The following is a 12,474-nucleotide window of genomic DNA, read 5'->3' on the forward strand; positions in this document are numbered from 1 at the left end:
CGCAAGATCAGCTACTTACTACTATCGTCTGAATGGCTGATAAGTGCTGGCGACAGCACCTAGCGAGTGACGTGAAACCCTGATTGCAATTGTCACTGGGGTGAGTGAATTTGCAATTGTTGTCACAGGGTCAAAGCCTATGATTAGCATTAGCAAAACCCATTATTTAGACCACGACCTTAGGGGATGGCAATGAAAGTTGAGTTTACCGCGGCGCAAGATGCCCTGCGCAAAGAACTGCGGACCTATTTTGAAAATCTGATGACCCCAGATTTGAAAGCCGAGTGCGACGAAGCGATGGGCGAGGGTGGTGGTCCACTCTGGCGAGAAGCCCTAAAAAAGATGGGTAAAGACGGCTGGATAGGCGTGGGATGGCCAAAAGAACTGGGGGGGCGTGGTATGAGTCCCATCGAACAATTCATTTTTGTTGAAGAGGTGATGCGAGCCGGTTACCCATTTCCTTTTCTTACCACCGAATCTGTCGGCCCGCAGTTGGCTGAACACGGCAATGAGCGCCAGAAGCGGGAGATCGTCCCCAAGATACTTGCCGGCGAATGTTTAATTGCCATCGGTTATTCCGAGCCCGGTGCAGGTACCGATCTTGCCAGCTTAAAAACCACCGCAGTGAAGGATGGCGACGGCTGGCTAATTAACGGCCAGAAAATGTGGACCAGTCTCGCGCATTTTTGTGACTACGTGTGGCTGGCCTGTCGCACAGATCCTGAGGCCGCAAAACCCCATAAAGGTATTTCTATGTTTATGGTGCCGACTAGCGATCCGGGTTGGAGCTGTAGTCCCGTACATACCTTGGGTGAAGTGCGAACCAATGCGACTTTTTACGACAATATTCGCGTCGCCGACGATGCCATGGTCGGCGAATTACACGGCGGTTGGAAGCTCATTACCAGCCAGTTAAACCGCGAACGTTTGAGCTTGGTCAACTTCGGCCCTACTGCGGAGATGTTCAACAATGTGGTGCGCTGGGCGCAGAAACTAGATTTGCCCGACGGCGGGAAATTAATCGACGAAGCGTGGGTGCAAATCAATCTTGCCAAGGTGCGCGCCGGTGTCGAGGCCCTAAAGCTGGTTTGTTACAAGCAAGCGTGGGCAATGACCGAGGGCAATCTTGAAATGGCCGACGCCTCTGCAGCAAAAGTATATGGCTCGGAGTTTTTTATTGAAGTGTATCGCCTCTTGGGTGAGGTGATTGGCGAGGCATCTTTAATTAGTCGGAGAACCGAGGGCGCGAACCCTATTGCCTCGCGTATCGAACGCCTATACCGCACCGCATCCATTATTACCTTTGGTGGCGGCACCAATGAAATACAGCGCGATATTATTTCTGCTGCGGGCCTGTGGATGCCCCGTGCATCACGCTAAATCTGCCATTACGAATTAGAGGATTAGATCATGGATTTTGGATTTTCTGAGCAGCAGCGCGATGTGCAGAATTTGGCGCGGCAGATTTTGAGCGACAATGTTACTGCAGAAAAACTTAGCCAGTATGACGATTACAAAGCTGAGCGCTTTGATCGGGAACTGTGGCAAAAACTTGCTGATGCAGGCTTGTTGGGTGTGGCCATTGATGAAGAATTTGGCGGTATGGGGTTTGGGTTTTTTGAGCTTGGACTGTTGGTAGAGGAAGCGGGGCGAACCATCGCGCCGCTGCCTTTGATATCTCATCTCATTTCTGCGGCGTTGCCTATTCAGCAATTTGCTAGTCAGACGCAAAAGCAGGTGTGGCTGCCGAAAGTCGCCAGCGGTGAGATTTTGCTGACAGCGGCATTAAGTGAAGCCTATAACGATGACCCCGCGCAACCATATCTAACATTGGCAAAGGCGGATGGCAGCGATCTACTGCTTAGCGGAGAGAAAACCAATGTGCCCTTTGCGCACATTGCCGATCGAATATTATTGGCGGCAAAAACCAGCGATGGTGTTGCTGTGGTATTACTTGATCCTAAAGCAGATGGCGTTAGTCTTAGCGCTCAGCAGGTCACAACCTATGAGCCGCAGTATGTGGTGAGCTTAAACAATGTACGCATTGGGGCGGGCGATATTTTGGCAAGCGGCACTGAGGGGCAGGCGTTGATGCAATGGATTGCCGAGCGCACTACCGTCGCATTGTGCGCGCATCAGTTGGGCACGAGTGATAAGGCCATGCGGATGTCGGCGTCTTACACCGCGGAGCGTAAACAATTTGGGGTGTTAATATCGACTTTTCAGGCCGTCGGGCATCGCGCCGCCAATTGTTTTATCGATGTTGAATGCCTGCGCTTGAATACTTATCAAGCGATTAGCCGCTTAGATGGTGGTTTAGATGCCACCAATGAAGTGCAGATCGCCAAGATTTGGGCCGGTGATGTGGGGCACCGTGTGAGTTACGCGGCCCAGCATTTGCACGGCGGCACCGGCATCGATCGCGATTACCCGCTGTGGCGCTACTGCACCTGGCTGCGTCACAACGAAATGGCCTTGGGTAGCTCTGCAAAGACCTTGGCCAAGCTGGGTAAACGCATTGCAGCCGGCGAGGCGTTTTGTAGTTAGCGAAGAAAAATACCTAGATATGAAGCCGCCTCCGGGCGGCTTTTTTGTTGTGGCTATTTGAGTGACAGAACACTAAAGCTATCTATACTAAATATCATGAAGTCGGATCTACTTAACAAGCATAGATAATGGGTGTTAGCATCGCGCTTATAAAACGTGGGCAGCACTAGCTTAGCTCGGACTAAAATAAAAATAGGATAAGAGCAATGACTTCAATACGAACTATTGCCGCATGTCTGTTTGCCGGCGGTTTTATCAGTATGGCGGCTGCCACTGAGACGGGCAATATTCGCGGTGAAGTTGGCTTTGTGGACGAAGAAACTGGTGTCACGGTTGAGTCTGTAGAGCGTGGCGAAAAATCGGGTGAATATCGCGTGTTAATCTCGGTGCCACGTAAAGGGGATTCACCCGCGATGGAGATTGAGGAAGTTCTGGTTACCGCGCCGGAATTAAAACCGGATGATGAAGCTGTTCCCTCGCGTTACGAATTTGTAAAAGACTATAGCAAAGATCGCTACGGTTTTTATGTCTACATTGGTAAAAGCCGTGATTGGCCTTTCCGCATTTATTTTAAAGATCATGACAGCGATGTACTTCATAACCGCTAGTTCAACCGTATCGAATTTCGCCGGCTACGTTCTCAATAATTTAAACTTTCAATAGTGGTCGATCCAACACCATTTTCTGTTATAACACGTTAAACCACGTTTAAGGTGTTAATTGCATGGAATGGACACGCGACCGAATTGCGGTAAATGAGGGTGTAGAACTCGCCTATGAAGAAATCGGTGCGCCAGATGCGCCGGTCATTCTCCTCATCATGGGCTATGCCAGTCAGTTAATTGTATGGCCGGAATCATTTTGCCAACGTCTAGCCGACGCCGGCTATCGCGTTATTCGTTTTGATAATCGCGATGTGGGTTTGTCGAGCCAAATTGATGCTGGTGTGCCAAATATAATTGGTTTGAGTCTGCGTCAAAAACTTAAATTACCGCTAAACGTGGCTTATACCTTAGACGATATGACGGCCGACTCAGTGGCATTGCTAGACGCACTCAGTGTCGCTAGCGCCCATATTGTTGGTGCGTCTATGGGAGGTATGATCGCGCAGCTAATGGCGGCAAATTATCCGGAACGGGTGCGTTCCTTAGTGTCGCTGATGTCTAGCTCTAGCTACGGAGGAATGAAGCCTAAGATCCTCTGGCATATTTTGAATAAAGCGCCACCACAGCGCGATGCGCAGATAGCCCATTCCTTAAAAACCTGGCAGTTAATATCTAGCCCTGAATTGGGTGATCCAGATCAACAGTTGCGTGCACGCATTGAAGCCGCGTATGACCGTGGTAATTATCCAGCGGGTAAAGCACGGCAAATGGCGGCGATAATGGCCAGTGGCAGTCGTCAAAAATTACTGCCTAAAATTAAGGCGCCAACCCTAGTCATACACGGTGATCAAGACCCGATGTTGCCGTTAAAAGGCGCTAAAGACACGGCTCGCCGTATCCCGAATGCACGCTTGGAAGTGGTGGCCGGTATGGGGCACGACATTCCGGAGGCGTTGCTAGATGAATTAGTGGGGCTGATTTTGGGGCACGTCGGCGGGAAAACCAATAAATAGCGTAAGCACAATTAGTTCTCGCGCTTTTATAGCAGGCCTTTTTCTACTTGTCGCTTAATCCACCTTGCCGAATTCGCCGTCGCGTTTGCGCCGGTTTGCTCGGCTACTAAATCTGCAGCGAGTACGAGCTTGGCTAAGTCGATACCGGTTTCAAAGCCCATTTGATTGAGCATTAGCACCACGTCTTCGGTGGCGACATTACCAGAGGCGCCCGGCGCGAAGGGGCAGCCACCAAGGCCGCCGATGGAGGAGTCGAATTTACGTATTCCGCATTCGACTGCGGCGAATACATTGGCGACACCCATGCCGCGGGTGTCGTGAAAATGACATGACAAACGCTGTGCGCCAAATTCTGCAACAAGCTTGCTTATTAATGATTTCACTTGTGCTGGCGATGCCGCGCCAATGGTGTCTGCCAGTACCACTTCTGGTGCACCAGCGGCGAGTAGTTCACCGCATAAGTCGATGACGGTTTTTTCTGGGATCAGGCCTTCAAAAGGACATTCCCACGCTGTGGCAATACAGGCGAGGGTGGTGAAGTTGTCTGCTTGGCCGCGGCCCAATACGTCTTTTGCAAAGCTGAGAACTTGAGCATTGGTCATGCGGATATTTTGTTCGTTCATGCTATTGCTGGCGGCGATGACAATACTCACTGTGTCGATGCCAGACTCTTTTGCTAGCTCATAACCTTTGAGGTTTGGGATGAGTGCAGAAAAGTGATAATCGCCCTTGGGTAGCGCCGCGACGACAAGATCGGTGCCGCGCATTGCCGGCACGGCGACGGGCGACACAAACGAACCCACTTCAATATGCTTCACACCCGCATCTATTAAGGCATTAATCAGGGCAAGACGTTGCTGTGGCTCTAAAATGACAGTTTGATTTTGTAAGCCATCGCGCGGGCCAACGTCGTTGATAATGATTTTCTCAGCCATAGCTTTTCCGTCGTTTAATCATTTTTTAAGGCATTTCAGGCAATGATACCAGCGGCTCTCAGTCTAGTGGTATCTGCGGTGGAATAGTTGCTTAATTCCGCCATAAGTTCGTCGGTGTTTTGACCGAGTAGCGGCGCAGGGGAGAAGGATTCTTCATTGCTACGCGATAGCTTGATGGGGTTGCCCGGCCCCTTAGTGCTTTTACCTGAGGGGTGTTTAAGCTCAACTACCATATTGCGGTGCTGTACCTGCGGGTCGTTTAAGGCTTGTTCAAAGTTATTGACGGGCGCTACGGGAATTCTTGCCGCGTTTAATTTGGCCAGCCAGTTTTTAGTAGAGTCTAGGCGGAAAATATCTGCCAAGGTTTGGTCAATAAACGCCTTGTCCGCTAGGCGGCCAGGCTGGGTGTCGTATTCAGATTTATTTAAGACGGGGCAGTTCACCAAGCCTTTTAAATTGTGCCAAAAGTTATCGGTGAGCACGCAAATAACAATATGGCCGTCGGCAGTGGGATAGCTATTGTAGGGTACATGCACAAAATGGCTATTGCCGATGGGGTGGGGATTCTGCCCCGACAAAAAGTGCATTGTCGCCATATAATTTAATAGCGATATTTGTACGTCGAGCATCGATATATCGACGTGCTGACCAATTCCTGATGTGCCCCGTTCGATGATGGCACTTAGCACACCCATAATGCCAAACATGCCGCCGCCGAGATCGCCAATAGGAATACCTGCACGCATCGGTTGGCTGGCGTCGGTGCCGGTGATCGACATGCCACCACCGTAGGCTTGAGCTACTTGGTCAAAGGCAGGGCGGTTTGCGCCGGGGCCGTCTTCACCGAATCCGGTGATTGAACAGGTAATGATACGTGGGTTTACGTTGGCTAAATGCGCGTAATCGATTTTTAGCTTGGCGGGAACACCAGCGGCAAAGTTATTAATCACCACGTCTGCGGTTTTAACTAAGTCATAGAAAACAGCCAGTCCTTCGGCGTTTTTTAAATCGATAGCAATGCTGCGTTTATTGCGGTTTAAGGTAATGAAATACGCGCCCATGCCAGCTAAAGAATTACTGGGATCATTGGCGAGTAGTTTACGGGTGCCTTCACCACGTAGCGGTTCAACTTTAACTAAGTCTGCGCCTAAGTCCGCCAGCGTCATGGTGCAAAAGGGGCCAGACAGCATATGAGTTAAATCTAGTATGCGAATGCCCTTAAGAGGTTTGTTCATAGCTGGCTCTTATTATTTTGGGGATGGGCAGATTTATCCGGCGCTGATGACCGATCCGCCATCAATAACTAATAGTCCGCCCGTCATATACGATGAGGCGCGTGAGCATAAATAAATAACTGTGCCGGCGGCGTCCTCCAATGACCCGACGCGGCCCATGGGAATGCTGTTGTTTAGGGCTTCTTCGTCTTCCATTAAGAAAGCGGTCATGCTGCTGGGAAACATGCCGGGTGCAATGGCGTTTACATTAATATGATCTTTAATCAAGCTGGCGGCTAATTGTTGAGTAAGCTGTATGACGGCGGCTTTGCTGGCTGAGTAAGAAAAAGTGGGTTGTTGTGAATAGCGCAGCGCATAAACCGAGGATAGATTAACGATGCGCGCGGGATCGTTTTTTGTACCAGATTGCCGCAACAGTGGTAGTAGCTTCTGGCTTAGGAAAAAGACGGACTTAACGTTCAGGTCCATCACTTTATCCCAGCCACTTTCTGGGAATTCGTCGATGGGTGCACCCCATGTTGCGCCGGCATTATTGATGAGAATATCGAGTTTGCTTTCTCTGTTTGCCAATTCCGCTGCGAGCTGATTAATGCCTTCCAATTGTGATAGGTCAGAGGGTATAGCAATACATTCCCCCAGCTCAGATAGCCGTTGCTGTGTCTCTTCAAGCTCTTTAACTTTGCGTGAAGTGATATAAACCTTGGCGCCTGATCGTAGAAAACCCTCGGCAATCATAGCGCCAATACCACGAGAGCCGCCGGTGACTAGGGCTACCTTGCCGGCAACGGAAAATAAGTTCTGCATAAAACCTCCTATTCGCGATCTGGATTAGCGTTTGCGATATTGCTCTTCGCCAAAGGAATAAGACCATGTTTTTTCGTCTAACTCCATTTTGAAGTTAGGCGGCAATTGGTAAACCCAGCCATGAATTAAATCTTTACCGCGCTGCACAGCTGACCGCTGTTCTATGCGTTGAAACCACGCATAAAGATTGGGAAAGTCTTTATCTAAATGAATGTCGATTAAGGGCAGGGCGCGCAGCCAAGGCCAGCAGGCGATGTCGGCAATTGAATAGTCGCCGGCGAGGTAGTCCTTTCCTTGCAATTGGCCTTCTAATACGCGGCATTGGCGCAGGCTTTCATTTACATAGCGTTCGCGTGCGTAATTCTGTTCAACTCGCGCATAGCGAATAAAGTGATGTGCTTGGCCTTGTAAGGGGCCAACACTGGCGACCTGAAACATTAACCACTGAATTTGTTGAAAGCGAATACTGATGTCATTCGATATTAGTTTGCCAGTTTTCTCGGTCAGATAGAGCAGTATGGCGCCGGTTTCAAAAATCACCATGGGCTCGCCGCCTGAAATGGGGTCGTGGTCGACAATTACTGGCAATTTATTGTTTGGATTTAGCGCAAGTAACTCCGGTTTAAATTGATCGCCGACGCTGATGTCATAAGGAATAACATTATATTCAAGCCCCAGCTCTTCTAAGGCTATCGATATTTTATGGCCATTCGGGGTGGGTACGGTATGCAGGTCGATCATGGCGCAACGCTCCTTATGTTATTGTCAATTATGTTGACATTTTAAGGCGGGGCTTGTCCAGCGTAATTTCTCAGCTTTACCGTGTGATTACAGCGTTCAGACAGCACTTGACGGGGGCTGGGTGACGCGCTAATAATGTAAACATAATTGACAATATGGCGGCGTGTGACAATTTGGGTTTCGCGCAGGCCAACAGCCGGTGGCATACTTTGTGTCGGCTATAAATAATAATAAATATAAGGTGATAGAAATGCTGTTCGCTCAAAAGAGAACTTTACTGGCTACTGCGCTATTGGCTTGCACGGCGCAAATAGCCTATGCAGAAGTTACTGAAAGCGCGGTGAATAACGAATCGACATCTCGCCGGATACTAGAGGAGGTGGTGGTCAGCGCGCAGAAAGTAGAGCAGTCTTCACAAGATGTTCCGATCTCTTTAACCGCAGTAAGCGGTGATTTTATGCGCGAGGTCGGCGCGACAGGTTTGCAAGATATTGCGCCGTATATTCCAAATGTGCGCTTCTCTTCAGATACAGATCCGGCATTGGCGCAAATTAATATCCGTGGTTTTGGCTCTAATCCGCTTAATTCGGCCTTCGATAGTTCCGTTGGCTTTGTTCAAGATGAAATATTCTTCAATCGCCCCTCTTACTACAACGAGGCGATGTTCGATATTGCTAGGGTTGAAGTACTGCGCGGCCCGCAGGGTACCTTGTTTGGGAAAAACACCATTGCAGGGGTGTTTAATGTGACGACCAAGGGGCCAACAGAGGAGCTGGCAGCGGATTTTCGTATCAATAAAACTGACCCCGATGAAGTGAGTTATGAGGGTGGCATTGGTGGCATGGTCACGGACTGGTTTGGCGTGCGTATTGCTGCGCAGGATATTAGCCGCGACGGCCAGCTGCATAATCAGTTTTTGAATCGTCAAGATGACGAGCATGAGCAAAATGCGCAGCGTATTAAATTATTGTTTCTACCGACAGAGAACCTGTCAGTAGAATTGATGGGCGTGGCCTCAGAAACCTCAGCAAATTACTGGGGCCTGCAGTTAATGAATCTGGACGAAGGCTCTAGCGCATTTTTGAGGAATTACGACGCTAATATCGAAGACGATCCCTATAATTTTACGAGCTCCTATGATCAGGATGGATTTTTAGATAAAACCTCTGACACCCTTGGTCTTAAGACAGATTGGGATATCGGCCCGGTTGGCGCTTTGAATAATCTGAATATGGTTTTGGTTTTGGCTGATACTTCCTTAACCATCGATAGCTTGGTTGATTTAGATACCTCACCAGCCGATCTCGCCGCGCTAGAAGTCGTATCAGACTACGAACAACAATCTGCAGAGCTACGTTTTACAGGAACGGCAGACAGCTTGTTCGGCATTGGCACGGGGGTCGAGTTTGTGGTCGGTGCGTATGTATTTGACTCACGTTTTAGCCAGCGTACACAAATCACAGCGGGCAGTGACTTTGGCGCTTACTTGACGACCGACGACGCCTTGCAATTGGTCTCAGGGCAAACCAGTGTATCGAGCGGTGGTTTACTCGGTGGTTTGAATTTAGCTGGTATTGGATTAATCAGCGATATCACTGGCGCGGCAATTGGTGACGATTACTTACAGCTAGATTATCTTTTAAATGTAGACGCGCAGGCTATTTTTGCGCAAATGAGCTGGGCGCTAACAGATCAGTTTATTATCACTCCGGGTATTCGTTTTAGCAGAGAACATAAAGTGGCCGACGCCAGCGGAAAAGGGGTTTGCCAGACTGCCGTATTAGGTACACCTTGTTTAATGGAGTTGGCGCTTAGCGCCGAAGATTATGACGAACGCGGACTTAGTCGCAAAGAGACTGATGTCTCGCCAAAGCTGTCATTTCAGTATTATTTGAATAGCGATAGTAATATCTTTTTGACTTATTCGCGGGGCTATAAAAGCGGTGGATTCAACGCCTCGTCTTTTGGTGGTGAAGACTTGAGCTTTGAGCCGGAAGAAGCGGCGACGGTTGAAGCGGGTTTTAAAGGTGAGTTTTTTGATAACACCTTGCGCTTGAATGCCGCGGTGTATCAAACCCAATTTGATAATTTACAGGTGCTCGCGTTTAACGGCGCCTTCTTTGATGTAACAAACGCCGCGTCGGCGATATCTCGCGGTTTGGAAATGGATTTTATGTGGTTAACGCCGTTTGAACCGCTAAGTGTTGCGGGTTCTTTGGGCTTACTTGATGCCAAATACGATAGCTACCCAAATGCGCCGGCGCCGGTCACCAGTGGTTTAAATTCTAATCAGGACTTGAGCGGTAAGCGCATTGCCTTTGCGCCGGAACAAAGCGCAAGCCTTACGCCGACCTTAACACTGCCAGTATTCGGCTTGGCCATGCGTGCCAGCGTAGATTTTCTGTATCAGGGTAATCAGTATACCGACGGTGATTTAGACCCTAATAGCTATTTGAAGGGCTTCTCGCAAGTGTCTGCACGAATCAGCGTGGGGGCGTGGGATCAGCGTTGGGCGCTAACATTGGGCGGTAGTAATTTGACCGATGAGAAAGTCTTGAATCAGGTCTTAGATACCGTGTTTTTCCCTGGCTCATATAACGCGCGGCAAAAGTCTGGCCGTAAAGTCTTCGCGTCTTTGTCGTTTGCTTGGTAAAGAGATTGAGGGGATAAGCGCATCCCCTCAATCTTTTTCGTTAGTGATATTAGGCGCGTTTAATAAGCCGAATAATATAAATTAAAATAACGGCGCCGGCGGTCGAGGTGATAATAGAGCCAATTAAACCGCCAGCTGCAATCCCTAAAAAGCTAAATACATAACCGCCGACAACGGCACCGACGACACCGACAATAATATTGCCGACTAAGCCAAAGCCGCCGCCTTTCATGATCTTGCCTGCTAGCCAACCCGCTAACGCACCAATCGCTAAGAAAATAATCAATCCCTGTGCATCCATTGTGTCACCTCTGGTTTTTGTGATTTTGCTAAACACGCTCGTAGTGTTAGGTTTCTAAATACAATTTTTGTTCAACATTATGATTAGTCTAAAAAGCCACTTTACGCTATTTAGGCTTGTTTTGTTTTTTAGCATGTCCATCTTTTGCCGATTCTAAGATTGATGAATCTACCTAACTGCTGGAATCTGAATTGCAGTGGCTGCATTTAGCCCACTCTTCTTGAACGACGTTTTCCAGTAAATCACGGAGCCAAATTAAGCCGGGATCTCGATCTAATCGCGTGTGCCATACAAGGTAGACGGGGCTAGGCTCGATGCTCAGCGGCGGATCAGTTATCCAAAGTTCTGAACTAAAATGCGTGCCACCGGCCACCATTTGAGGAACCACCGCGATTAAATCACTGTGACTTAACAGCTTGGGAACAGCGGAGAAATGATTAACGGTCATCGCCACTCGCCGGCGTTTCTCTAAGCGCTGCAGAGCTTGGTCAACATTGCCCCGTGGGTCACCAGACTGAGAAACCAGTAAATGCTTGGCCGCGAGGAAATCATCCATAGTGATTGGCTTGCCTGCCAAGGGGTGGTTTTTGCGCATAACCAGTTTGTAGCTGTTTTGATATAACGGAATTGAGCGCAGGCTGCGGTCGTGTTGGCTTAATGGGCCCAGGCCAATATCAATGCGCGCTTCGCGCAATTGTTCGATGACACCCATACGCGTGTAGGGCACCGCATATAAATCAACATGCGGTGCCTGCTCCGCGACCTGACAGCTAAACGGTAGCCAGTATAGGTCGACAGATAAATCGGCAATGGCAATACGGAACTGGCGGTGGGATTGTGCTGGGTCAAAGCCGCGTAACTCAAGCGCCGACGCGAGTTGCTGCATAGGGTCGCGCACTTGAGCCCACAAACTTTGGGCAAAGGCGGTGGGCTCAATCTGGCGTCCTTTCTTTATAAAAACGGGGTCTTTCCAAATATCGCGCATCCGTGCAATCGCATTCGATACCGCAGGTTGGGACATGGCCAAACGATGACCGGCTTGGGTCACCGAGCCTTCGGTCATAATGGCGTCGAAGACTTGTAGCAGCGTGAGTTCTTGGCTTTTCATCCTGACGGCTCTTAGCGGGTGATTGCTCTACTGTAACTCATCACAATTTATGATGTTTAGTATATCTAGAGACAATTTTTCTTCTGTGCGGTGGGCGCCCATAGTTAATCCCGTCAGCAAAGACCTTAAATAACGGCAGGAGAAATACAATGTCATTAATACAAAAGCTGCAAGAACAGAACTTTAACGAGGCGATCAGCAATACTAAAGGCCCAGTGCTAGTCGATTTTTGGGCGGAGTGGTGCGGGCCGTGCAAAATGATGAATCCCGTACTTGAGAACTTGGCTGGCGAACTGGACGGTAGTGTCGCTATTGCGAAGCTCAATGTAGATGAGAGCCCAGATATTGCCCAACGCTATAATGTCCGCGGTATTCCGACTCTATTGCTGTTTAATAACGGTGAGCTTGTTGCGCAGCGCACGGGTGCGGCATCGCAACAGCAAGTGAAGGCGTTTATTGAGCAGTCTTTATAATGGATCAGCTATTAGGGCCTGTTCACACTAATCGGATTAGTGTGAACAGGCCCTAGGTC

12 protein-coding genes are annotated in these 12,474 nt (G+C 49.1%); 6 read left to right on the top strand and 6 right to left on the bottom strand.

The features are described 5' to 3' along the window. Nucleotides 1-192: 192 nt before the first annotated feature. The 4 genes from GVJ32_RS10705 (at nucleotide 193) to GVJ32_RS10720 (ending at nucleotide 4,165) form a co-directional block, all read left to right on the top strand. A complete protein-coding gene (locus tag GVJ32_RS10705) occupies nucleotides 193-1,380 on the top strand; it encodes an acyl-CoA dehydrogenase family protein (RefSeq protein WP_159240052.1) in 1,188 nt (395 codons plus the stop codon). Nucleotides 1,381-1,410: 30 nt separating this feature from the next. Beyond that, entirely contained in the window at nucleotides 1,411-2,547 is a 1,137-nt protein-coding gene (locus GVJ32_RS10710) for an acyl-CoA dehydrogenase family protein (RefSeq protein WP_159240053.1), read from the top strand. A gap of 206 nt (nucleotides 2,548-2,753) precedes the next feature. After that, nucleotides 2,754-3,155: a hypothetical protein gene (locus GVJ32_RS10715; protein WP_159240054.1), complete on the top strand. Its 402-nt coding sequence runs from the start codon at nucleotides 2,754-2,756 to the stop codon at nucleotides 3,153-3,155. A 116-nt stretch (nucleotides 3,156-3,271) separates the two neighbouring features. After that, the gene (locus GVJ32_RS10720) at nucleotides 3,272-4,165 is read left to right on the top strand and encodes an alpha/beta fold hydrolase (protein ID WP_159240055.1); all 894 of its coding nucleotides are present in this window, start codon (nucleotides 3,272-3,274) and stop codon (nucleotides 4,163-4,165) included. Between the two features lie 26 nt (nucleotides 4,166-4,191). Here the strand turns inward: GVJ32_RS10720 and GVJ32_RS10725 are convergent, their stop codons facing one another. Genes GVJ32_RS10725 through GVJ32_RS10740 form a run of 4 tightly spaced genes read right to left on the bottom strand, consistent with a single transcriptional unit; the run spans nucleotide 4,192 to nucleotide 7,880 of the window. Continuing rightward, nucleotides 4,192-5,100 carry a hydroxymethylglutaryl-CoA lyase gene (locus tag GVJ32_RS10725; RefSeq protein WP_159240056.1) on the bottom strand — a complete coding sequence of 303 codons (909 nt, stop codon included), beginning with the start codon at nucleotides 5,098-5,100 and terminating at the stop codon, nucleotides 4,192-4,194. 35 nt (nucleotides 5,101-5,135) lie between these two features. Next, on the bottom strand, nucleotides 5,136-6,335 hold the full coding sequence (locus tag GVJ32_RS10730) for a CaiB/BaiF CoA transferase family protein (RefSeq protein WP_159240057.1): 1,200 nt from the start codon (nucleotides 6,333-6,335) through the stop codon (nucleotides 5,136-5,138). A 33-nt stretch (nucleotides 6,336-6,368) separates the two neighbouring features. Next, entirely contained in the window at nucleotides 6,369-7,139 is a 771-nt protein-coding gene (locus GVJ32_RS10735; RefSeq protein ID WP_159240058.1) for an SDR family oxidoreductase, read from the bottom strand. Nucleotides 7,140-7,163: 24 nt separating this feature from the next. Next, a complete protein-coding gene (locus GVJ32_RS10740; RefSeq protein WP_159240059.1) occupies nucleotides 7,164-7,880 on the bottom strand; it encodes a glutathione binding-like protein in 717 nt (238 codons plus the stop codon). Nucleotides 7,881-8,130: 250 nt separating this feature from the next. On the opposite strand from GVJ32_RS10740, the gene GVJ32_RS10745 reads away from it, so the two are divergent. After that, complete coding sequence (locus GVJ32_RS10745; protein ID WP_159240060.1) at nucleotides 8,131-10,533, top strand: TonB-dependent receptor; 2,403 nt, start codon at nucleotides 8,131-8,133, stop codon at nucleotides 10,531-10,533. A 49-nt stretch (nucleotides 10,534-10,582) separates the two neighbouring features. Here GVJ32_RS10745 and GVJ32_RS10750 read toward each other — a convergent pair whose 3' ends face one another. Together GVJ32_RS10750 and GVJ32_RS10755 are read right to left on the bottom strand one after the other, a co-directional pair. Continuing rightward, nucleotides 10,583-10,834 (bottom strand): GlsB/YeaQ/YmgE family stress response membrane protein, encoded by a 252-nt coding sequence (locus tag GVJ32_RS10750; RefSeq protein WP_159240061.1) that lies wholly within the window; start codon nucleotides 10,832-10,834, stop codon nucleotides 10,583-10,585. Nucleotides 10,835-11,006: 172 nt separating this feature from the next. After that, on the bottom strand, nucleotides 11,007-11,942 hold the full coding sequence (locus GVJ32_RS10755; protein WP_159240062.1) for a LysR family transcriptional regulator: 936 nt from the start codon (nucleotides 11,940-11,942) through the stop codon (nucleotides 11,007-11,009). A gap of 149 nt (nucleotides 11,943-12,091) precedes the next feature. On the opposite strand from GVJ32_RS10755, the gene trxA reads away from it, so the two are divergent. Then, the gene (gene trxA, locus GVJ32_RS10760; RefSeq protein ID WP_159240063.1) at nucleotides 12,092-12,415 is read left to right on the top strand and encodes a thioredoxin; all 324 of its coding nucleotides are present in this window, start codon (nucleotides 12,092-12,094) and stop codon (nucleotides 12,413-12,415) included. The last annotated feature ends 59 nt before the right edge of the window (nucleotides 12,416-12,474 follow it).

The organism is Zhongshania aliphaticivorans (genome assembly GCF_902705855.1).
In the GTDB taxonomy this organism is placed as follows: Bacteria; Pseudomonadota; Gammaproteobacteria; order Pseudomonadales; family Spongiibacteraceae; genus Spongiibacter; species Spongiibacter aliphaticivorans_B.

Coding starts and splice junctions, on each gene's coding strand:
- GVJ32_RS10740 (WP_159240059.1), bottom strand. CDS start 7,880: ATGATCGACCTGCATACCGTACCCACCCCGAATGGCCATAAAATATCG.
- GVJ32_RS10730 (WP_159240057.1), bottom strand. CDS start 6,335: ATGAACAAACCTCTTAAGGGCATTCGCATACTAGATTTAACTCATATG.
- trxA (WP_159240063.1), top strand. CDS start 12,092: ATGTCATTAATACAAAAGCTGCAAGAACAGAACTTTAACGAGGCGATC.
- GVJ32_RS10725 (WP_159240056.1), bottom strand. CDS start 5,100: ATGGCTGAGAAAATCATTATCAACGACGTTGGCCCGCGCGATGGCTTA.
- GVJ32_RS10720 (WP_159240055.1), top strand. CDS start 3,272: ATGGAATGGACACGCGACCGAATTGCGGTAAATGAGGGTGTAGAACTC.
- GVJ32_RS10750 (WP_159240061.1), bottom strand. CDS start 10,834: ATGGATGCACAGGGATTGATTATTTTCTTAGCGATTGGTGCGTTAGCG.
- GVJ32_RS10715 (WP_159240054.1), top strand. CDS start 2,754: ATGACTTCAATACGAACTATTGCCGCATGTCTGTTTGCCGGCGGTTTT.
- GVJ32_RS10735 (WP_159240058.1), bottom strand. CDS start 7,139: ATGCAGAACTTATTTTCCGTTGCCGGCAAGGTAGCCCTAGTCACCGGC.
- GVJ32_RS10755 (WP_159240062.1), bottom strand. CDS start 11,942: ATGAAAAGCCAAGAACTCACGCTGCTACAAGTCTTCGACGCCATTATG.
- GVJ32_RS10710 (WP_159240053.1), top strand. CDS start 1,411: ATGGATTTTGGATTTTCTGAGCAGCAGCGCGATGTGCAGAATTTGGCG.
- GVJ32_RS10705 (WP_159240052.1), top strand. CDS start 193: ATGAAAGTTGAGTTTACCGCGGCGCAAGATGCCCTGCGCAAAGAACTG.
- GVJ32_RS10745 (WP_159240060.1), top strand. CDS start 8,131: ATGCTGTTCGCTCAAAAGAGAACTTTACTGGCTACTGCGCTATTGGCT.